Source organism: Exiguobacterium sp. s36, assembly GCF_018618345.1.
GTDB classification, from domain to species: Bacteria; Bacillota; Bacilli; order Exiguobacteriales; family Exiguobacteriaceae; genus Exiguobacterium; species Exiguobacterium chiriqhucha.
The window spans coordinates 520,139-541,095 of sequence record NZ_JACSLW010000001.1 but is presented as its reverse complement, the minus strand read 5'-3'; the positions used below and the strand labels follow the sequence as shown (position 1 = coordinate 541,095).

Annotated in this window: 25 protein-coding genes; 13 read left to right on the top strand and 12 right to left on the bottom strand. The window is 53.7% G+C overall.

Going from position 1 to position 20,957, the window contains the following annotated elements; genetic code table 11:
* The first annotated feature begins 15 nt into the window (after nt 1-15).
* Genes KNP95_RS02710 through KNP95_RS02695 form a run of 4 tightly spaced genes read left to right on the top strand, consistent with a single transcriptional unit; the run spans nt 16 to nt 2,821 of the window.
* Nucleotides 16-372: a flagellar protein FlaG gene (locus KNP95_RS02710; RefSeq protein WP_214835304.1), complete on the top strand. Its 357-nt coding sequence runs from the start codon at nt 16-18 to the stop codon at nt 370-372.
* A 12-nt stretch (nt 373-384) separates the two neighbouring features.
* On the top strand, nt 385-2,082 hold the full coding sequence (gene fliD / locus KNP95_RS02705) for a flagellar filament capping protein FliD (RefSeq protein ID WP_214835302.1): 1,698 nt from the start codon (nt 385-387) through the stop codon (nt 2,080-2,082).
* A 14-nt stretch (nt 2,083-2,096) separates the two neighbouring features.
* Complete coding sequence (fliS, locus tag KNP95_RS02700) at nt 2,097-2,471, top strand: flagellar export chaperone FliS (protein WP_214753877.1); 375 nt, start codon at nt 2,097-2,099, stop codon at nt 2,469-2,471.
* Entirely contained in the window at nt 2,468-2,821 is a 354-nt protein-coding gene (locus KNP95_RS02695) for a flagellar protein FliT (protein ID WP_214835300.1), read from the top strand. The genes fliS and KNP95_RS02695 overlap by 4 nt, the downstream gene beginning before the upstream one ends.
* Before the next feature lie 35 nt (nt 2,822-2,856).
* Here KNP95_RS02695 and KNP95_RS02690 read toward each other — a convergent pair whose 3' ends face one another.
* Entirely contained in the window at nt 2,857-3,234 is a 378-nt protein-coding gene (locus KNP95_RS02690) for a DUF3021 family protein (RefSeq protein ID WP_214835298.1), read from the bottom strand.
* Nucleotides 3,235-3,425: 191 nt separating this feature from the next.
* Here KNP95_RS02690 and KNP95_RS02685 point away from each other — a divergent pair, with 191 nt between their 5' ends.
* Together KNP95_RS02685 and KNP95_RS02680 are read left to right on the top strand one after the other, a co-directional pair.
* Entirely contained in the window at nt 3,426-3,611 is a 186-nt protein-coding gene (locus KNP95_RS02685; RefSeq protein ID WP_029595024.1) for a hypothetical protein, read from the top strand.
* Between the two features lie 148 nt (nt 3,612-3,759).
* Entirely contained in the window at nt 3,760-4,389 is a 630-nt protein-coding gene (locus KNP95_RS02680) for a DUF4352 domain-containing protein (protein ID WP_214835296.1), read from the top strand.
* A gap of 36 nt (nt 4,390-4,425) precedes the next feature.
* On the opposite strand, the gene KNP95_RS02675 is transcribed toward KNP95_RS02680, so the two are convergent.
* The 3 genes from KNP95_RS02675 to KNP95_RS02665 form a co-directional block, all read right to left on the bottom strand.
* Entirely contained in the window at nt 4,426-5,169 is a 744-nt protein-coding gene (locus KNP95_RS02675; protein WP_214835294.1) for a MurR/RpiR family transcriptional regulator, read from the bottom strand.
* An 84-nt stretch (nt 5,170-5,253) separates the two neighbouring features.
* Nucleotides 5,254-6,612 (bottom strand): 6-phospho-alpha-glucosidase, encoded by a 1,359-nt coding sequence (locus KNP95_RS02670; RefSeq protein WP_131472875.1) that lies wholly within the window; start codon nt 6,610-6,612, stop codon nt 5,254-5,256.
* A gap of 16 nt (nt 6,613-6,628) precedes the next feature.
* A complete protein-coding gene (locus KNP95_RS02665) occupies nt 6,629-8,131 on the bottom strand; it encodes a PTS transporter subunit EIIC (protein ID WP_483299315.1) in 1,503 nt (500 codons plus the stop codon).
* Between the two features lie 255 nt (nt 8,132-8,386).
* Between KNP95_RS02665 and KNP95_RS02660 the strand changes: the two genes are divergently transcribed.
* Together KNP95_RS02660 and KNP95_RS02655 are read left to right on the top strand one after the other, a co-directional pair.
* The gene (locus KNP95_RS02660; RefSeq protein WP_214835290.1) at nt 8,387-8,923 is read left to right on the top strand and encodes a DUF402 domain-containing protein; all 537 of its coding nucleotides are present in this window, start codon (nt 8,387-8,389) and stop codon (nt 8,921-8,923) included.
* Nucleotides 8,905-9,180 carry a hypothetical protein gene (locus KNP95_RS02655; protein WP_131472872.1) on the top strand — a complete coding sequence of 92 codons (276 nt, stop codon included), beginning with the start codon at nt 8,905-8,907 and terminating at the stop codon, nt 9,178-9,180. The genes KNP95_RS02660 and KNP95_RS02655 overlap by 19 nt, the downstream gene beginning before the upstream one ends.
* On the opposite strand, the gene KNP95_RS02650 is transcribed toward KNP95_RS02655, so the two are convergent.
* From KNP95_RS02650 to KNP95_RS02615, 8 genes are all read right to left on the bottom strand, one after another.
* A complete protein-coding gene (locus KNP95_RS02650; RefSeq protein WP_131472871.1) occupies nt 9,165-9,668 on the bottom strand; it encodes a DUF1572 family protein in 504 nt (167 codons plus the stop codon). The two genes, KNP95_RS02655 and KNP95_RS02650, sit on opposite strands and share 16 nt — an antisense overlap.
* Nucleotides 9,669-9,921: 253 nt before the next feature.
* Nucleotides 9,922-10,587 (bottom strand): DUF2225 domain-containing protein, encoded by a 666-nt coding sequence (locus KNP95_RS02645; RefSeq protein ID WP_214835288.1) that lies wholly within the window; start codon nt 10,585-10,587, stop codon nt 9,922-9,924.
* Between the two features lie 9 nt (nt 10,588-10,596).
* Complete coding sequence (locus tag KNP95_RS02640; protein ID WP_214801279.1) at nt 10,597-11,040, bottom strand: YaaR family protein; 444 nt, start codon at nt 11,038-11,040, stop codon at nt 10,597-10,599.
* 20 nt (nt 11,041-11,060) lie between these two features.
* Nucleotides 11,061-11,885, bottom strand: a complete 825-nt coding sequence (locus tag KNP95_RS02635) for a flagellin N-terminal helical domain-containing protein (protein WP_214835286.1) — start codon at nt 11,883-11,885, stop codon at nt 11,061-11,063.
* A complete protein-coding gene (locus KNP95_RS02630) occupies nt 11,869-12,249 on the bottom strand; it encodes a flagellar export chaperone FliS (RefSeq protein ID WP_214756754.1) in 381 nt (126 codons plus the stop codon). Before KNP95_RS02630 ends, KNP95_RS02635 begins: the two co-directional genes overlap by 17 nt.
* Nucleotides 12,246-12,536: an EscU/YscU/HrcU family type III secretion system export apparatus switch protein gene (locus KNP95_RS02625; protein ID WP_131472867.1), complete on the bottom strand. Its 291-nt coding sequence runs from the start codon at nt 12,534-12,536 to the stop codon at nt 12,246-12,248. Before KNP95_RS02625 ends, KNP95_RS02630 begins: the two co-directional genes overlap by 4 nt.
* 9 nt (nt 12,537-12,545) lie before the next feature.
* Nucleotides 12,546-14,210 carry a hypothetical protein gene (locus KNP95_RS02620; RefSeq protein WP_251138446.1) on the bottom strand — a complete coding sequence of 555 codons (1,665 nt, stop codon included), beginning with the start codon at nt 14,208-14,210 and terminating at the stop codon, nt 12,546-12,548.
* Nucleotides 14,211-14,300: 90 nt separating this feature from the next.
* Complete coding sequence (locus KNP95_RS02615; protein ID WP_029595033.1) at nt 14,301-14,795, bottom strand: competence protein ComK; 495 nt, start codon at nt 14,793-14,795, stop codon at nt 14,301-14,303.
* A 273-nt stretch (nt 14,796-15,068) separates the two neighbouring features.
* Here KNP95_RS02615 and cspD point away from each other — a divergent pair, with 273 nt between their 5' ends.
* The 5 genes from cspD to KNP95_RS02590 all read left to right on the top strand — a co-directional run bounded on the left by cspD (nt 15,069) and on the right by KNP95_RS02590 (nt 20,878).
* A complete protein-coding gene (gene cspD / locus KNP95_RS02610; RefSeq protein ID WP_021065411.1) occupies nt 15,069-15,266 on the top strand; it encodes a cold-shock protein CspD in 198 nt (65 codons plus the stop codon).
* Between the two features lie 313 nt (nt 15,267-15,579).
* On the top strand, nt 15,580-16,140 hold the full coding sequence (gene hpf, locus KNP95_RS02605) for a ribosome hibernation-promoting factor, HPF/YfiA family (RefSeq protein WP_021065412.1): 561 nt from the start codon (nt 15,580-15,582) through the stop codon (nt 16,138-16,140).
* Nucleotides 16,141-16,281: 141 nt separating this feature from the next.
* Complete coding sequence (gene secA / locus KNP95_RS02600) at nt 16,282-18,804, top strand: preprotein translocase subunit SecA (RefSeq protein ID WP_058764159.1); 2,523 nt, start codon at nt 16,282-16,284, stop codon at nt 18,802-18,804.
* A gap of 54 nt (nt 18,805-18,858) precedes the next feature.
* Nucleotides 18,859-19,959, top strand: coding sequence for a peptide chain release factor 2 (prfB, locus tag KNP95_RS02595; RefSeq protein WP_021065414.1), 1,101 nt, complete (start codon nt 18,859-18,861; stop codon nt 19,957-19,959).
* 61 nt (nt 19,960-20,020) lie between these two features.
* Nucleotides 20,021-20,878 (top strand): YitT family protein, encoded by an 858-nt coding sequence (locus KNP95_RS02590; RefSeq protein WP_021065415.1) that lies wholly within the window; start codon nt 20,021-20,023, stop codon nt 20,876-20,878.
* The last annotated feature ends 79 nt before the right edge of the window (nt 20,879-20,957 follow it).

The following is a 20,957-nucleotide window of genomic DNA, read 5'->3' as shown; positions in this document are numbered from 1 at the left end:
GAGGTGTGACAGCTTATGAATCCAATTATCTCTGAAGTCCGGCTTCACCTACCTTCTTCTGTCTTGCCGTATGAACAAACGAAAAACGTGTTCGTCGAAGCGAATCAAAAAGCGCTCGCCGACGAAGGTATCGTCATTCTCCCGACGCCTCAACACGTGACGAAGTTAGAAGCGGCCGTCGAGAAGGCGAACTTGGTACTCGAACAACAACGTACCGGGTTAAAATTTATGAAACATGAAAAATTGAACGACTATTATATTCAAATCGTGGATACGAACAACGAAGTCATCCGTGAAATACCAAGCAAGAAGTCACTTGATTTCTTTGCGGCGTTCATGGAATTTAATCAGCTCTTCGATGAACGTGTATAAAGGAGGTACATCATGACATCACCGATCCGATTCGGCGGGCTCGCCAGTGGAATTGATACCGATACGATTATTAAACAATTGATGCAAGTGGAACGGGTGCCGGTCGACAAGCTTGAACAAAAGAAACAGACGACTGAATGGAAACGAGACGCTTATCGCGAAATCAATCGCTCACTCATGACACTAAGGAACAGTGCGGTCGATCTCATGTTCAGCCGAAATTTCTATGCGAAGACGTCGAGCTCATCAGATGAGTCACGTGTCTCAGTAGTAGCTGGACCATCGAGTGGGAACACGGCAATCAAGATTGAATCCGTGGAGAATTTGGCGACTGCTGCTTCAACCGTAGTTGCGCCACTCACCAAGGCGGACCAACCGATTACAGCTACCACGAAAATCTCGGACCTCAAAGGATTAGTCGTCGGACAAAAGCGTGTCCATCAAGATGCTGATGGGAAAGAAATGATATTGGCTAAAGGATTAGACTTTTCAACCGTCGTCTTAAAAGATAAGGATGGCAACACGTTAATCAATGATGATTTCACGTATGATGCGGTCACAGGTAAGCTGACGGCAAATGAGCTGACAAAATATCCAGAAGGCGTCATTCCGAAAGGTGTCGTTGCAGAGTACACGAACGGTACAGGGTATGAACTAGGATTTAAGTCGTCTGCGACAGGGCCACATCAAAAAATTGAACTAGGTGCGGATGCGACGGTTCAAGATTTAATCAGTCAATTGAACGGTAAGGATACCGGTTTATCAGCATTTTTTGAACCGTCAACTGGAAAAATTTCAATTTCGACGAAAGCGACAGGGCAAGCCGCGACAATCGATTTTGATGCAGAATCGCGAATCGCTCTCGGGCTAAGCGACGCTCCAATTGGTGTAGATGCTAAATTTAAAATCAACGGGATTGATGTGACTCGTTCCTCGAATACTGTCACGTTTGACAACATGACCATCACTTTGAAAGCTGAGTTTAAAGAAGCAAGTAACCCAACACCTGTCACGCTATCAGCCGCAACTGACACCCAAAAAGTGTTTGATAACATCAAAGGGTTTGTCGATAAATATAATGAGACGATTGATTTGATGAACAAGAAAGTCAAAGAAGACCGTTTCCGTTCATTTACTCCGCTCACACAGGCGCAACGTGATGAATTGTCTGAAGATGAAATCAAGAAGTGGGAAGAAAAAGCGATGAGCGGGATGCTTCGCGGTGATACGATTGTCCGCGGCGCGATGGATACGATGCGTAGCAAATGGTCGAGTACATCAGCTTCAACGAACGATGACACGATGCAACAGCTGTTCCAAATCGGTCTCGCGACCGGATCTGACTTCACGAACGGAGGAAAAATTGAGTTGAACGAAGAGAAACTCAAAGCCGCCATCGAGAAGGATCCAGAACAGGTATATCAATTATTTACGAATGCGGAAAGTGGACTGCTTCCACAAATCCGTGATGCGGCAGCTGATTCGAGAGCGACAATCACACGGATTGCCGGGGCGGACGGATCTGGTTCGCAGACCCACTCGATGGGGAAAGAGATGACAGCCATCGATACTCGAATTCAGCGATTAAATGCACTACTTGTCGATAAAGAAAACGCCTATTACCGTCGCTTCGCAGCGATGGAGACGGCGATGAACCAGGCGAACTCGCAAGCCGCGTCACTGCAACAGTTCTTAGGCGGCGGGATGTAAGAGGAGGAATTTAAATGGTAGCCAATCCATATGCAGCATATCAAAACAACGCGGTCACGACCGCAAACCCACAGGAATTGACGCTCATGCTGTATGACGGGGCGCTCAAGTTCATGCGCCTCGCCAAACTCGCCATCGAGCAAGGAAATCCAGACTTAAAGAACACGAACATTCAGAAGACACAAGCTATTTTCCAGGAGATGCGCTTGACGTTAAATAAAGACGTTGCTATCTCAGCGAACTTGGACTCGCTCTATGAGTATATGTGGCGTCGTCTCGTCGATGCGAACGTCAAAAACGACACGACGATTCTCGACGAAGTGCTCGACTTTACGACGGAGCTCCGCGACACGTGGAAAGAAGCGATGAAACTCGCGAAACAAGCATGAGACCCATCGATGAAATCATCTTCAAAACACAGCGATTAAAAGACCTATTGGCGCAAGTCCCGGAAGAGCCGACATACGACACATGGATGGACCAAATCCATGAGCTACTTGACGATCGCGAGCAATTGCTCGCGGCGCACGGCCCGGACTTGAAGGACGCCGACCAGACGGTGATTCGACAACTCGTCGACGACAGCCAGCAGATTGCCCGGTTAATCGAGGCGGAGCATCAAAGGCTCGGGATGACGCTCGGAACAGCTCGACAAGAACGGAAGACGGTCAAGTCATACGTCGACCCATACGAAGACGTCGATTCGAACTTTTCAGGATTATTCGATCAACAGACATGAAGCAGCTCGAAGGCGCGCCTTCGAGCTGCTTTTATTTATGAGGTTTTGATTTGTTGTCGCACTTTCAAAAGCATTCTGGATAGCGTGAACAAAACAAGCCCGCTCACATTAAACTTCAAGTAAACCGACAGGGCATCTTGCATCGACGTCACTGGCAGAAAACCACTGAATATGACGAGCGGTAGAATCGTCACATGCATCGTCGCCCAATGGATGAAAATCTGTTTCGGGAACGACCAACGTCTCACTTCATAAATGACGCTTGTCAGGCCGAGGAAAAATGCCATCCCGCCATAGACGAGCATATTATGTACGCCTTCCATATTTCCGCTCCACCACTGATACGTCGCCAGCAACCCGAATAGCGCGAACCACTTCACACCGCGAACGAATCCTGTTTTTAATAAACTCATCCATCTCGTCCCCTCATCTATTCGTTATCATTATTTACGACTCAACTCCGAAAAAGTTTCATTCCATTTGATAGGGATGCAAAGATGTCGGTTTTCGTTTACAATCGACCCAATACCATTTAAACCGGTAAAAAACCGGGTAAATACCACTGTAACCGTTGCTTCTGTTCTGGAAAGGGGAGGGAAACGAGATGAGTGAGAAAAAGGTAAAGCCTAAGTCATCGAAAGATCGTCGTTACTTCGTCTACGGTCCAGAAGGGGCGTACGATGAGTATGTGGAACGTGACCCTAAACTTGAAGCCTACATCGAAGATGATGCACCAATCGAGGACGGACCCGATCCGTATGAAGAAGAAGAGCTTAAATCACGAGGATAAAGCATGAGAAGTCAAGGTCCAATCGCGGACCTTGGCTTTTATTTATTCAGGATGACGACCCTATACGTTTTCTTACACCGGTCAGGCTAGACAATCCAGTATGCTCATCTTATCAACCACCACTCATACGAAAAAGGAGAGAAATAAGATGAACATGAAACGATACGGATTGATCCTCGCTTTACCCCTTGCATTGCTTGCAGGCTGCGGAGAAGCCGATGAACTGAAGACGACAGCGACCGAAACGGAGGAAGTCGTAGAGGCAGAGAAGAAGAAAGCACCGGCGGCAGAATCAACAGAAGAAGCAGAAGTGCAGGAGAGTGAACTTGGTTCAAACCAAATCTTCATGAAGAACAAAGCGCTCGATATTACAGAAACGATCGGCTCCGTGAATTTCGCCATCGATAAAGTGCAGACATCCCGACTTACGGTCAACGAAGCGTATCGCGACTCGTTTGACGGGCAAGAAGAAGTGACAGTCGTCGCGATGAATGTCATCGTCGAGAATACGATTGACGACACCATCAGTTTCCACCCCAACCAGGCAACGCTCGTGACAAACACGGGGGAGCAAGTGTCGGCTGACTTGTGGTTCTCAGATGATGTCGGCGGCGAGTTCCTCGGGAAAGTGAAGAAGGAAGGGAACGTCCTCTTCTTCGTCAAAGCGATGCCGGAAGAGTTAGCGGACGTGAAAGTCGTCATCGATGGACCGTCGGACGCGAACTATGAGTCGATTGGAGAATCTCGTTACGAATATACAATCAACGTCGAGAAATAAACAATGGCCGCGCCAGGGAACTGGTGCGGCCATTTGTCAGCGGTGGAGTAACATCTCCATCACGAGCAGTAAGTTTGAATCGTAGGAAGACGCCGCTGTCGACTCTTCCCGCTGGTCATCATAAATCGGAATATGTACAGTTGCGAGCTCGCCCAAACGATTTTTCGTCGCACGCGTGAACGCGATGACGGGAATGTCATGTTGTTTGGCGATGTTCACCTTCTCGAGAACGGACTCGGTCTCGCCACTACGAGAGAAGGCGATGAACAAGTCCTGATGTTCAATGTGAGCGAGAAACAGGCTCCGGCTGTCGCCAGCTGAACTGACCCATGCCTGCTTCTTTTGAAGATGCAACTTCTTCGCCATATATTCGGCAAAGAACGTGGAGAAGCCGGCGCCGTATAAAAAAATCGACCGACTCGCATCCAACAATTGATGGAAGTCCGAGACTTGCTCTGAAATCAAGGCGTTCGTGCGCTCAAAATTCGTCACATGCGTCCGGAACTGATCAGCCCACGCTTCATGGTGGGGCCGCTCGGTTTGCTGCAGTGTCGGCTGTTGTCCTTTTAAGAAAAATAAGAATTCACTATAGCCGCTAAACCCAAGCTTTTTGCAGAGCCGGATGATGGTGGCAGGTGACGTGTAGCACCGGGCCGCCAGTTCGCGTATGTTCATCTCGCGAACGAGCGAGACGTTCTCGGCAGCGAATAAGAGGACGCTATACTCCATCTCGGTCAACCGGTTCTTGCCTCGCAATAAGTCCCAAACGGATGGCTCCATCGTCCATTCCTCCTTTCACACCTTTTCATCATAAGCGAGTCGCCATGAAAAAAGAAGCGGTCCTTTGAGGGACCACTTCTGCATTTAGTTGCGGACGAGCGTGTGACGAGATTGAAGGTCAGGCCAGAACCCGGCGTTCGCTTCAATCATCTCGTCGAGAATCAGTTTCGCATGACGGGCCGATGGGACCGTCTTGTTCAACGTGAACGCTTGAAGTGCCTTCTCGTACGAACCTTCAATCGTCGCTTCGACGAGCAACTTCTCACTGGCGAGTTGTTGTTCCATCAAGCCTTTATAGAAGAGCGGGATGTGACCGACACGGATCGGTTCCGGACCGTGTGACGTGATGTAGGCCGGGACTTCGACCATGGCGTCATCCGGGATATTGGCGATGGCACCATTGTTCTCGACGATGACGAGATGACGCTCCCGGCGGTCGAACGCGAGCGAGATGGCGACATCGACGATGAAGATCCCGTGCACGCCGACGTGGAACGCCTCTGGCATCTCACCGGTCTCTTCGAATGTACGGATGGCCTCGAACAACGTCTTCTCACGTCCGGCCATGACTTCGTTGGCACGTGTATGTTCCGGGTTCGAGCCGTCGACGATGTCCGTGCTCATCAAGTAGTACTGCATGTATGGGTTCGGAATATACTCCGGGAAGTAATCCATGAGCGGTTTGATGTTCTTATACGTCTTCACCCATGATGGGTCCGAGTGTTGGACGTCGATGACGGAGATGTCTTCGGTCAACAAACCAAATTTGGCGATGTGTTCACGCAGCTCCGGCAACTTGTCCTCGCCGTCGACGAACACTTCCGTGAACCAACCGAAGTGGTTGAGCCCGAAGTAGTTGACCGTCAAGTCTTCACGTTCGACCCCGAGCACGGCGGCCATGTTGCGCATGACGCCGACCGGCATGTCACAAATGTTGAGCACTTTGGCGTCAGGGCGTAAGCGACGGATCCCTTCGGCCACGATGGCGGCCGGGTTCGAGTAGTTGATTATCCAGGCATCATTCGCGTACTGTTCGACGAAATCAATCAGCTGAATCATCGGTTCAATCGTACGAAGGCCGTAGGCGAGTCCACCGGGACCACACGTCTCTTGCCCGACGACTTGGTGACGGAGCGGGATTTTTTCATCGTGTTCGCGCATCTTGTATTTTCCGACGCGCATTTGGGCGAACACATAGTCGGCCGCAGTGAATGCTTCGGCAGGGTCGGTCGTCACGGTCAGTTTGACGTCGTTCGTATGCTGGCGGATGACGTACTCGACGACTTTAGAGACGGCGAGTTGACGCTCGGCATCAAGATCATACAGACGGATCTCTTTCAGCGGGAACTCTTCTAGACGAACCATCAAACTTTTCACGATCCCTGGTGTATAGGTACTACCGCCACCGACGATTGTTAAAATGAAAGGTGCTTGTTTACTCATAGTAATTCCTCCTTGGTTATAATACGTCTTCGACTGCATCCCGCATTTTCTTCACATGCAGACCGTATACGACTTGAATGTTATCGCCTGACTTGATGACGCCTTTGGCCCCGGTCGAGAGCAAGGTCGGCTCATCGATTTTACTCGTGTCTTTCACGGTGACACGCAGCCGGGTGTAACAGTTGTCGACCGTGTCGATATTGTCGCGACCGCCGAGCCCGTCGATGATGACGTGACCGACACCGATTTCGGTTGCGGCTACTTCATCCGTCTGTTTGGCCTGATAGTCTTTTTTGTCATACAGTTTCACTTCTTCCGCCTCATCGCCACGTCCCGGTGTCTTCAAGTCGAGCTTCAAAATCAACGTCCGGAAGACGAGGAAGTAGAGGACCGACATGATCAATCCGACGAGGATATACATATGCCAGTTCGACTTCTCGAGACCGAGCGGCAAGTTATACAAGACGAAGTCGATGGCACCATTCGCGCCGATCGCGTGGACGTCAAGCAAGTAATAGAGCGTCATGCCGACACCGGTCAATACCGCGTGGACGACGAAGAGCAACGGTGCCGTGAACAAGAATGCGAACTCAATCGGTTCTGTGACACCGAGCAAGAACGACGTCAAGGCAGCCGGGAACAGGATGGCTTTCGCTGCATTCTTTTTAGACGGTGACGCGGTGACGTACATGGCGAGTGCGGCAGCCGTCAGACCGAACATCTTGGCGATGCCTCGTGCATCCCATACGGCCGTCGTGCTCAGCTGGGTGACGTCTTGACACGCCATCTCCGCGAAGTAGATATTCCGTGCGCCGTTGTACATCTGGCCACACACTTCAGCCGTACCACCCAATTCGGTATATAAGAACGGGGTGTAGACGAGGTGATGCAACCCGGTCGGAATCAATACCCGCTCGAGGAATCCGTAAAGGAAGACCCCGAAGCCGCCGGCACTCTTGATGAACAGGGCCGAGCTCGTGATGGCGCTCTGCGCATACGGCCAGATGAACGTCATCGCGAACCCGAGGGCGATGGCGGTCGGGATTGCCAAGATGACGACGAAACGGTGACCGGAATAGATGGCCATCACGCCTTCGAATTGGACGCTTGAGTATTTGTTATGTAAGTAGCCGACGAGTCCACCGATCAAAATCCCGGCGAAGACGCCCATCTCGAGCACTTGCACCCCGAGGACCATCCCTTGTCCGGCAGCACGCATCGTGTCCGGATCTGCGAGATTCCCAGTCAAGCTGAGGGTCAGGTTCATCGCGTTCATGAAGATGATGAACGTGACGAGGCCGGTCAAGGCGGCGTACCCTTTATCTTTTTTAGCGAGGCCGATCGGAATCCCGACGGCGAAAACGAGGGCAAGATTGACTAAGATGGCGACGGCACTGCCTGACAGCAATTGACCGAAGCCTTGAATATAAGGATTGCTTAAAAATGGGACATACGTTGCCAAGTTCCCGTTACCGAACATGTTCCCGAAGGCGATGAAGAGTCCGACGATCGGTAAGATGAGAACCGGAGCGAACAATGATTTCCCGAAGTCTTGCAATATATTGACTGCTCGCTTCATAACCATCCATCCTTTGACGTTTCATTTTTGTAAGCGCTTTACATGTTGAATACTATCATGGAAAATTGAGGAATCGAAGAGGTGGCACGTTGAAAAGCACACGTTCCATCGAATGAAACATGTTTCGTGTTTGTGAATGGGTTTACATAAAGAAAAAGACATGAGCAGATTAATTCATAAGAAGGAGTGAGGAAGATGAACGAGACACGCACCGTTCAAGTGAGGAAGTATGATGAGAGCCTGCATTACGAGTGGACGAGCCGACTCATCGAGGAGGATGGCGAATGCATCCTGCTATACGCCGGACCGGGCCGGACGTTACAGCACCATACCCGACAAGCCTGTTATACATATCAATCACATTCGCTCGAGTGTTTCATGCGCCGAGACGGATTCACGGTCCAGCTCGATTTAGAGCCAGACGGGGCGATTCGTCATTACTGCAACATCGGTCTTGTTCCTCGATTAGACGGGGACGTCATCGAATTCATCGATTTAGACCTAGACCTCGTGGCTGACAGAGGAGGCGAATGGCGGCTTGTCGACGAAGACGAATTCGCAGTCAATCGGGTCCGGTTCGGCTATCCGGACGACGTCGTGACACATGTCTGGAACACAATTGAAGACGTGAACCGGCGAATCGAGATAAACGACTTCCCGTTCGACGGATCGCTCGAACAACGTCTCCTGACGCTAGCCAAGGAGGGGATATCATGTTCATCGTCTATTTGATCATGAACATCATGGCGCTTGGCCTGCTTATATTTGTCCTACGAAAAACCCGCCATAAGCGTCGACAGCGACTGCTTGGGGCGGGCGGGTTCGTTCTCTATGGTATCGGCACGTATCCGTTGCTGGTGAACCTGTTCGGGCATTACGGCGGCTTCGACGGCGTCGTCTATCTATTATTGACCCACATGTTGATTGTCGCGTGTGGGATCATCCTCGCCATCGTCGCCTTGTTCACGAGACGTCAGCCGTTCCGTTGATGCGGCAACGGAATCGTCAACACGTTCCAGTTCTCACCGGCGAACAGCTTCGCGAGATAGACGATCTGTCCGACGTGATAGCTGTAGTGGGACACTTGCTTCTCGATCGCCCAGATGACGCTCTTCTCTTCACCGCGGATGAAGACGGTCTTGCCGAGGTCTTCTTGCGTGAGGCTCGCTAAGACGTCGTCCAACAGTTGCCAACGTTCATCCCACGTCGCCATCAGTTCGGCGCGTGACTGGTGCTGGTCCTCGAACTCGGCGTCGCGGTTCCGGTCCGGCTTCTCGCCGTCCGTCGTCAGAAAGTCGGTCCAGCGCGACTTCATATTGTTCGAGATGTGCTGGACGATGACCGCGATCGAGAGCGTGTCTTTCGCGAGCACACGATGCATATCCTCGTCGTTCACTTGCTTCAACGCGTTCTCGGCGAGCTGTTTCTGTTCTTGGAAAATTGAGCGTACCGTTTCGATATAGCTGGCTTCAAACATGGAATGACCTCCTTTGGATTCCTACTAAGCATACCTCAATCTGAACGTGATAAAAATCATTGAGAAGGAACCGTGCAAGACGCCACCGCGCAATCGGTTCTTGGGTGCCCTGTTTAGGTTTTGACGGGAGTCATGTCACGTCTAGCTTCTTTCGGTTTTAGGGTTCACCCGTGAAGAGAACCGGCCGCGTTTGTCCGGGAGTGGATGAGCGCGTTTTTTTGTATGCGAAAAGGGAGAGCCACGGCTCTCCCTTTTAGGTGTGTTCGATTCGAAAATCTTCCCAGTGTGACCGGGCCTGGGTACGGATTCGCTCCGACACTTCCTTACTGCCGAGCAAGATGCCATACCAGCGCCTCGCGTCCTCATATAGACCGAGTGCGGCCGATAAGTCGGCGATCCGCAGCATGAGCTGGTCATATGGGAGGCCGGTCCGGATTTGATCCGTGTACGCCTCCTGTACCTCGTTGTACTTGTCGAGCGTCCGCTTCATCCATTCTCGCTCGGACGACTCGTCGCCCGTCAAGCGGTACATCCAGACGAGACGCATGCCGAGCATGGCGACGACGGACGGTTTTTGGCCGCTCAATTGGGCCGTCACGACAGCGAACTTGTAGAGCCGGATGACGTGATCGGCCGAACGGTCGCCCGTGAGCGCCTCCGCGTTCACCCGGTCGAAATAGCCATTCTCGAGCGCCTCACGATGCGTCTTCCGCACCTTATCGAACGAATCGTGAAAGACGAGGTGACAGTGACTGCAGACGGTCGGCTCATAAAAGTACGGGTTGGCGCCATCGTACGTCGTATATCCGTCCTTCGCGACTTCCTGCGGCCGAATGTGGCGCGACAGGACGCGCGGCGTCTCGCTCTGTTTCAAACAATACGGACATTTCACTTTTTTCGAAAAGATATGTTCTGCCATGGGCTCACCTCACACGTATACGTTGACGAGCAGGCCGCGAATCTCACCGACTTGGTCAAGGAGTGACAAACGAGACGCCTCGCCCGAGATGACTTGATCGGTCAAGGCGAGTAGCTTCTGGTCGACCTGTTCGACGATCTTATAAATCTTGGCGCGACCACGGCGGTTGAAGCCGCGTTTGTCCTCGAGTCGGAGTGCCGCGTCGACGGCGTCTTTCATAAAGTCTTTAATGAGCTGTTTATATTCAGCGAGCGACTCGACCGTCTGGCTCTCGGCGAGGAGTTCGCCTTTCTCGTGGATGGCCGCGATTTGGCGTTGGAAACGCTCGTGCTCGCGGTCCTCCCGCTTTTGGCCGATGACGTTCTGGAACGAGACGCCGGGCTCGACCTCGGGGCGTTTCGCCTTACCGGCGCCGTGAAGCGATTGTGTCTCCATGATGCGACGAATGTCCATAGAATCCGTCCTTCCTTAAGTTAGTTCAACAATTGTAGCACGCCTTGCGGCAATGCGTTCGATTGGGCGATCATCGCCATGCCGGACTGGTTCAAGATGTTGAGGCGGGCGAAGTCCATCATCTCGCGCGCCATGTCGGCGTCGCGGATGCGGGACTCGGAAGCCGTCAAGTTCTCAGACCCGATCGTGACGACACTCACGTTCGCCTCGAGACGGTTCTGGATGGCACCGAGCTTCGAACGTTCGAGCGAGACCTTTTGAATCGCGGCGTCGAACTTGGCGATGGCGTCATTGGCACCTCCTTGCGTCGTCACGTCAAGTCCGTCAATCCCGAGCGCGCCGGCGCGCATGTCGTCGACGTTCAAGACGACGCCTTCGCCGCTACCGGCCCCGAGTTGGAAGAAGAGCGTCTCATTGCCGGCGATAAAGTCGCCGTTCATGATCTTCTTCGAGTTGAACTCGGTCGTCTCGGCGATCCGGGTCACTTCATCCGTGAGCGCCGTGATCTCGTCTTGAATCGCCTTCGCGTCATCACCGCTCAGTGTCCCGTTCGACGCTTGGACCGACAGCTCGCGCATCCGCTGGAGAATGGCGTGCGTCTCGCTCATCCCGCCTTCGAGCGTCTGCGTGAGCGAGATGCCGTCGAGCGTGTTGCGTTCGGCCATCGACAGCGAGTCGAGCCGGATGCGCATCTTCTCGGAGATGGCGAGCCCGGCCGCGTCGTCGGACGCCTTGTTGATGCGGACACCGCTCGAGAGGCGGTCCATCGTCTTCTTCATCGTCGCCTGGTTGACCGTGAGCGACGAATACGCTTTCAGTGCCTGAACGTTATTGGTAATTTTCATAACGGTTTCCTCCTGAAGGTACGGGTTGGAGTCGGGCGTTCTCGATCGCCTCGGCCCACGTCTGGTCGAGCTCGGTCGCGAGGCCGTGAAGCTCCTCGATTTTGTCCATGTCTTGTTCAATCAACGCCTCGAGGCTCGATTTGGCCATATACAAGTAAAGCTCATCGAGTTGGGCCGAGATGATGCCGCCGCCGTCGTGAAGTCCTTGGTGGAGCTTCGCGAGCAGTTCGCGGGCTTGGCGCAAATGGCGGTTGCGTTCGGCGATGGTGGCCGTCTTGGCTTGTTCATAGTGATAGACGAGCGCGTGGAGCATCGCTTGCGTCAGCTCTTCCGGGCTCATTTCGTATAGTCGGTTCGGGTTCATGATGGGTCTCCTTTGATGGTGTCGAGTTCTTCAATCAGTAATAGCACTTCGGCCATGACGTCATACAGTTGGGGCGGAATCGCGTCCCCGAGGTCGAGGTCAAGCAGGTGGCCAAGGAGCGAATGGTCATGCTCGATGGCGACGCCGCGTGATCTCGCCTCATCTAAGATTTTATCGGCGACGGCGCCCGTTCCGCGGGCGACAACGACCGGAGCGCGGTCAATCGTCTCATCATAGCGGACGACGGCGGCCGTCTTGCGTTTCGTCAAATCCATGCGTTGATACATAACAGCCTCCTAGATGCGGAAATCATAGCCGGTCGTCTCGAGCGTAGGACGCTCGGTCTCCGGTCGGTCCGCCTTCGTCAATGGGCGGAACTGGGTTGTGACACTGCGATAACCGATCGCCTCGAGCGTTGTCTCGATGTTGCCGAGTAGGGGACGCGCGAGTGCCTCGACGGTCGGGTCATCGTGTTCGAGCGTGAGCCGAAGATTCCGGTCGATCGCTTCGAGCTTGACGCCAATCTCGCCGAGCCGCGGCGTCTCGAGCCGGATATAGAGCACGCTGTTCTCCCAGTCGACGACGTCCCCGGCCTCCCGGTTTTGGATATGGACGTGAATGCCAGTGTCAATCTCTTGGACTTTCGCCGGCAAGGCGAGGATGAGCTGATGGAGCTGCCCACCGTCCAACCGGTTTAACGTCTGTTGGACTTGGAAGAACGAGGCGAGCCGTTGCGCTTCAGGTGTCGCCGCGTCGGGTTTCAATGACAACGTCGACGCCTGGACGCGCTGCGCCGTCTCTTGGATGACGCGGCCCGATAGGTTCGGGTCGACTTTGAACGGCGTGACGCGCGGCAGTTCGCCGGCGCGGGTCGCCTGGTGCGGAATATATTCGAGCCGGACGTGGTTCGGCACGTAGCGGAACTCGTTCAAGCTGGCGCGCACTTCTTTGATGAGCGCGGCGCTCTCGGCCGGTTTCGTCGACAGCAGCCCGAGGGCGACGTCGAGCTTCGCCGTCATCGCGACGAGCGCCTTCTCTTGGGTCGCGCTCGTATGTAACAAGGCGTCCGTCTTTTGGATGAGTTGCGTCAAGCGGGTCGATACCGTCTCGAGTGCGGGGCGTGCCTGATGCGGGTTCGTCTCGACGAGGGCGGCGACTTGGCCGAGCTGTTTCGTGACCGTCACTTGTTCGCTTCTAAACGTGTTCGTCACGTTCGCGAGATGTGACGTCACTTCTTTGACGAGCACCGGTCGTCCGAGGACGGGCGGTAACGCCTCGCGCGGTTCGATTCGCGTCGGGCGCGGCTCCGGCAACGCGTTGATGAGCCGGTCGACCGTCTCCGGTGTCGGCGTCAAACGTTCGCTGACGGGACGCGACAGATTGACGTGCTCGATGAACCGTTCTTTCTGCGGATACGGCGCGTCAGGTGGCGGTGGTTTCATTTGTTGTCTCGCTTCATCTAATGACGCGACGGCGAGGTCGCGCGCGACATCACGCGGGAGCGTCGGCGCCTCGACCGTCTTCAGCCAGAGGACGGCATCGCGCATGTCGCCTTTAAAGACGGTCTCGAGCAGACGCACCGTGTCCTCGTTCATCGGCAGCCGTCCTGATTGGAGCAAACGGCTGACGGCACTCCGGACCTCGGGCGGGAGCGATGCGAGCAACGCCTGAATCTTCGTATCGAGTTTCACCGGTTGACCGCTCGGCATGTCCGGCGTCTCGGGTTCAGGTTTGACGACGATCGTCGCGATGAGCTGGCCGTCTTGTTCGGCGAGCGTCAGTTGGAACGGGTTCGTCTTCGGGAGCCCGCCCTCGAACGTGACCTCGACGTGCTCGCCATTGATTTTGACGATCCCGGAGTCGGGTCCGGTCTGTTTGACGAGCTCGGCTTTATAGATGCGATTCGTCTGGATGCCGGCTGTGACCGCGACGGCCGCGGTCATGGGGGCTTGGATTTGCATAGTTGTCACCTCGAACAATATATCGACCTCTTTTTCAAAAAGTGAAGCGAAACCGGCAGAAAAAAACCTCCCGTCGAATCGACGGAAGGGTCAAGAGTTGAGCGTTGCGCTCTGGTTTAATTGTTGGAACCGAGCGACGAGTTCGCCCGTCGCTTTCAATTGATTGCGGAGGACGTATGAGGTCGCGTTCGTGGTGATCCGGTGACCGTTCTGGGTGACGACCAAGCCTTTCGACTCGATCGGGTCACTCGTGATGTCACGGACGTGCGACCAGGCGTACCATTCACACTCAGGTCGCTTCGGGGACATCGTCGGGAAAAAGACGAGACCGGACGTCGGTTCGATGACGACTGGCACTTTGCCTTTGATGCCGGCGACGCGCTTTGCGACGAAGATGCGCTCCTCAATCGAACTGCTGTACTGGCGGCATGAGAGCTGCAGGAGCTGGTAGGGCCGGAGCGGGGTTGTGATTTCACTGCCGTCCTCGAGAATGACGCGCGATTGCGCGGACATCTCATAACAAGGCAGGATGGCCACCGTCCGCTTCGTAATACGGTACTTTTCCTCGGAATGGTAGGGGCGCATATGGCTGCACCGTCCTTTTCGTATTAGATTTTCAGGCTCGGCTCGCCCAAATGGCGTACAAACCTAAATCATCCCTTCCATGATATATCACAAAATATGTAAATTCAATATCTCTATATGAAAAGTAGGGGAATAGAATTCCAATGTAAGCCAAAAGACGATTCATTTACAAAAATATGAGAAAGTGTTTGTCACGCTTCCAAGAAGGTGGTAAGATTACCGATAGAGGGAAAGCCTCTGTATTCTTCAATGGTGAAAGGAATGGATTTACACATGGTAGGTAAAGTAAAATGGTTTAACTCAGAAAAAGGTTTTGGATTCATCGAAGTAGAAGGCGGCAAAGACGTATTCGTACACTTCTCTGCAATCCAAACTGACGGCTACAAATCACTTGACGAAGGTCAAGAGGTAGAATTTGAAATCGTTGATGGCGAGCGTGGCCCACAAGCGGCTAACGTTACAAAATTATAATTTCAAGCCGTAAGCCGGTTCCCTCGTGGAGCCGGCTTTTTATTTTTCTTACATAGCGTCCTTCGAATCAAAATCGCGTTTAAGAACGGGCAGAACGGGTAGTTTCTTTTTATACCGCCGATTCAAGTTGAAGACGACGCAATCGGAACAAAATTGTCATTGTTTTCTGATGATAACGTTTTCAAACGATTTGAATTCGGGGTATACTATAAATGAGCCACCTGGTTCCACTTTCTTTTCAGAAATGAAGCAGGAGATTCGGTCCACATCGACGAATCATTGGGTCAAGCGGTTATTTTAAGGAGGAGTTCAGATGATTTATAACATTCGCGGCGAAAACATTGAAGTCACACCAGCTATTCAAGACTATGTCGAGAAAAAGTTGGACAAATTGACTCGGTATTTCACAACTCCTACGGATGCACAGACGGCTTACGTCAACTTGAAAGTGTACAACGAGAAGCAAAAAGTGGAAGTGACGATCCCGATGCCGAACTTGTTGCTCCGTGCTGAGGAAACAAACCTCGACATGTACGCGGCGATCGACCTCGTCGTCGATAAATTGGAACGTCAAATCCGTAAGCACAAAACGAAACTCAACCGTAAATCACGTGCCAAAGATGGCGGTATCGGCGAGTACTTCAAGTCACTCGAAGGTCCTGAGGACGTGGTCGTCTACGACGAGGACGAGGCAGAACTCGAACTCGTGCGGACGAAGCGTTTCACGCTCAAACCGATGGATACGGAAGAAGCGATTCTTCAGATGGACATGCTCGGCCACAGCTTCTTCGTCTTCTCAGACGCAGAAACGGGCAACACGAACGTCGTCTATCGTCGTAAAGACGGGAAATACGGCTTGATCGAACCAGAATAATTCAACCTTGAAACCACACGGCCCTCCAACTCGGAGGGCCGTTTCGTTTGGCCTTTCCTTGAAAGCGAGGGTCACTTCGGTTAAACTGTACATTAGGGAAAAAACATGCATTTTTCAGTGAATGCAGAGGAGATAAAGCGTATGGCGAACTTTTTGAAAGATTTATTTGCTCCACAGAAACGAGTATTGAAAAAAGCAGAAAAAGCGGCCGACCTCGTCGAGTCGTTCGCCGAACCGATTAAGGCATTGTCTGACGAAGCACTTCAGGCGAAGTCGATTGAGTTCCGGGAGCGTTTGGACAAGGGTGAGACGCTTGATGATATCTTGCCAGAAGCGTTTGCGGTCTGTCGCGAGGCGTCTGAGCGTGTGCTCGGCATGCGCCACTACCGCGTCCAACTCATCGGGGGCTACGTGCTCCATAACGGTGACATCGCTGAGATGAAGACCGGGGAAGGGAAGACGCTCGTCGCAACTCTTCCGGTATATTTGAACGCGCTCACGGGCCGCGGCGTCCACGTCGTGACGGTCAACGAATATTTGGCCCGCCGTGACAAAGAACTCATGGAACCGCTCTACTTCGCACTCGGCCTTTCGGTCGGCCTCAACGTGTCGAACATGGACCGTGTCGAGAAGCAAGCGGCTTACAACTGTGACATCACCTACTCGACGAACAATGAGCTCGGTTTCGACTACTTGCGTGACAACATGGTCCTTTATAAAGAAGACCGTGTCCAACGCGAGCTCTACTTCACGATCGTCGATGAAGTCGATTCGATTCTCGTCGATGAAGCCCGGACCCCGCTCATCATCTCGGGTTCGGCTCAAAAATCGACAGAGCTCTACACGCGTGCCGATGCCTTCGTCCGCACGCTCAAAATCGAGGACGACTACACGGTCGACGTGAAGACGAAGTCGGTTCTCCTCACGGACAAAGGGGTCGACCTCGCCGAGAAGTTCTTTGGCATCGACAACTTGTTCGCGATCGAGCACGTCTCGGTCAACCACCACGTCGGGCTCGCCCTTCGTGCCAACGCCGTCATGCATCATGACGTCGACTACATGGTCCGTGACGGCCAAGTCATGATCATCGACCAGTTCACCGGTCGGGTCATGGACGGACGCCGCTACTCGGAAGGGTTGCACCAGGCGATCGAAGCGAAAGAAGGCGTCGAGATTCAGCGTGAATCGATGACGCTCGCGACGATCACGTACCAGAACTACTTCCGTATGTATGAGAAGCTGGCCGGGATGACCGGAACGGCGAAGACAGAGGAAGAAGAGTTCCGTAACATTTACAACATGCAGGTCGTGACGATCCCGACGAACAAACCGATCCTTCGGGAAGATCGTTCGGATCTCATCTTCAAGTCGATGGACGGCAAGTTCAAAGCCGTCGTCGAAGAAATCATGGCAGCCCACGCGACGGGACAACCGGTCCTCGTCGGGACGGTCGCCGTCGAGACGTCGGAGCATTTGAGCAAGCTTCTCTCGAAGAAGAAGATCAAACACGAAGTCTTGAACGCGAAGAACCACGCCCGTGAGGCCGAAATCGTAGAGAACGCCGGCCAAAAAGGTTCGGTCACGATCGCGACGAACATGGCCGGACGCGGAACCGACATCAAGCTCGGCCAAGGCGTCATCGAGCTCGGCGGATTATACATCGTCGGGACCGAGCGCCACGAGTCACGCCGGATTGACAACCAGCTCCGTGGACGGGCCGGACGACAAGGGGACCCGGGTAAATCCCAGTTCTACTTGTCACTCGAAGATGAGCTCATGCGCCGCTTCGGGACGGACAGCCTCCAGAACATGATGGAGCGCCTCGGCATGGACGACACGCAACCGATCGAGAGCCGTATGGTCTCGAAAGCGGTCGAGTCGGCCCAGAAACGTGTCGAAGGGAACAACTATGACGCTCGGAAACAGCTCCTCGGTTACGATAACGTCATGGCCGACCAACGGAAAGTCATGTACAAAGACCGGGCCAGCATCCTCGAGAACGAATCGGTCACGGACATCGTCCGTTCGATGATTCAAGAGACGGTCGAGACGGGCGTCGCGCAATATACGCCGCTCGAGCTCGTGCCGGAAGAGTGGAACATCGACGAGCTCGCGCACTGGGCCAACCAGACGCTCGCCCTCGAGCAGCCGGTCGAAGGCAAGGACTTCTACGGCAAAGAGCGCGAAGAGATCATCGAGCTCTTGAGCGAACGCACGACCGCGCAGTATGAGGCGAAACGCCAACTCGCGCCGCCGGAACGCTTCAACGAGTTCGAGAAGATCATCGTGCTCCGTGCCGTTGACTCACACTGGATGGCACACATCGACCATATGGACCAACTCCGTCAAGGGATTCACTTGCGTGCCTACGGACAGAACGACCCGCTCCGCGAGTATCAGGCGGAAGGCGTCAACATGTTCGACGCGATGAACGTGGCCATCTCCGAAGAAGTGACCGGCTTCGTGCTCCGTGCCGAAGTCGGCGACAACCTCCGACGCGAGAAAGTTGTCGAGGAGGAAGTAGCGGTGTCTGGCAAGGACGACACGCCGCTCAAGAAAAAGCCGGTCCGTCGCACGGAAGACCAACGGCTCGGGCGCAATGACCCGTGCTGGTGTGGTTCAGGCAAGAAGTTCAAAAACTGCCACGGCAAACAACAGGCTTAATTTTGAAAGAGGCGAGTCCGCTCGCCTCTTTCCTACGGAAAGGTGACCTACACTATGGAAATTTCAGATATTCGCAACGAACTCGAGGCGATGGCGAAACGCCTCGAGAATTATCGCCAATCGCTCAACCTGACAGAGAAGCAGGCCCGCATCGCCGAGCTAGAGAACGAGATGACGTACCCAGACTTCTGGGACAGCCAAGAGAAGGCTCAGAAAGTCATCGACGAGTCGAACGCGCTCAAAGCGATGGTCGACAAATACCAAGAGCTCGCCGATGGGCATGAAGACGGCGAAGTCACGCTCGAACTGATCAAAGAAGAGCCGGACGCCGAGATGCAAGGTGAATTAGGAGAGATGGTCACGGCGCTCAAGGCCGATTTCGACGCGTTCGAACTCGAAATCCTCTTGAACGGACCGTACGACGCCAACAACGCAATCCTCGAGCTTCACCCGGGGGCGGGCGGTACCGAGTCGCAAGACTGGGCCTCGCTCCTGCTTCGGATGTACCAACGCTTCGCGGACAAGCAAGGCTGGAAAGTCGAAACGGTCGACTATCTGCCGGGCGAAGAAGCCGGCGTCAAGTCGGTCACGCTCCGCATCGTCGGGCATAACGCCTACGGCTACTTGAAGGCGGAGAAAGGGATTCACCGTCTCGTCCGCATCTCGCCGTTCGATTCGTCGGGCCGCCGCCATACGTCGTTCGTCTCGTGTGACGTCATGCCGGAATTCAATGACGACATCGAAATCGAAGTGAAGACCGAAGACCTCCGGATCGATACGTACCGCGCGTCAGGCGCCGGCGGTCAGCACATCAACACGACCGACTCGGCCGTCCGGATCACGCACGTGCCGACGGGCGTCGTCGTCTCGTGTCAAGCCGAGCGTTCGCAAATCAAGAACCGCGAAGCAGCGATGAAGATGCTCAAGGCAAAACTGTATCAACGCGAACTCGACGAGCAGCAACGCAAACTCGATGAGATCCGCGGCGAGAAGACAGACATCGGTTGGGGCAGCCAAATCCGTTCGTACGTCTTCCACCCGTACGCGATGGTCAAGGACCACCGCACGAGTTATGAAGTCGGGAACACGAGCGGCGTCATGGATGGCGACATCATGGGCTTCATCGACGCTTACCTCCGCAAGACAAATATGTGATGCAAGTGGCTCAAGGACTGACGTCTTTGGGCCACGTTGTATGTAGAGGAGAAAACCTTTAATGAAGCAAATCGTCAAAGACTATATCTATTTACTGACCGGGTCCGTCTTCGTCGCCTCGGCGTTCAGTTTGTTCCTATTGCCGAACAACCTCGCCTCGGGCGGCGTCAGCGGGATCTCAATCATCACGTACGAGCTGTTCAACATCTCGCCAGGGGCGTTCCAGCTCGTGTCGAACGTGTTGCTCCTCCTCGTCGGCTGGATGATTCTCGGGCTAGGCTTCGGCGTGAAGTCACTCGTCGGGTCGATTTTTTTACCGGGCGTGATCTTATTTTATGAAGCGATTGACGCGGGTGCGGCCGTCAATGACACATTGCTCGCGGCCATTTTTGGCGGGGCCGGCGTCGGCATCGGTCTCGGGCTCATCTTCCGGGGACGGGCCTCGACCGGTGGGATGGATTTGCTCGCGCAAATCTTACATAAGTTCACCCACATCCCGCTCTACCTCTGTATCGCCATCCTCGACGGGGCGGTCGTCCTCGTCGCTGCTGTCACGTTCTCGTTCACGACGGGACTGTATGCACTGATCGCCCTCTTCATTACGATCAAGATGATCGACTTCGTCCAGCTCGGCTTCACGCAGGACAAGATGGCGTATGTCATCTCAGAGAAACGGGACGTCATCACGCGCGCCGTCTTCGATGAGCTCGATCGGGGCGCGACGGAGATTCAAGCAATCGGGGCGTACTCGCGACTCGAGCGCCCGATGCTCCTCGTCGTCGTCCGCCAGAACGAAGTGAGCCGGCTGAAAGAAATCATTCGCCGCATCGATCCCGATGCGTTCCTCATCTTCAGTGAGGCGCACGAGGTGATGGGGCAAGGGTTCACGTCGGACAAACGCTATATCAACGTTCCCTAAGTTGTGGAATCTTTGTGTATTTTTCGTGAGTTAGGTTAGAAAGCGGTTCATAACGGCTATAATGGTAAAAGTAGGTTAT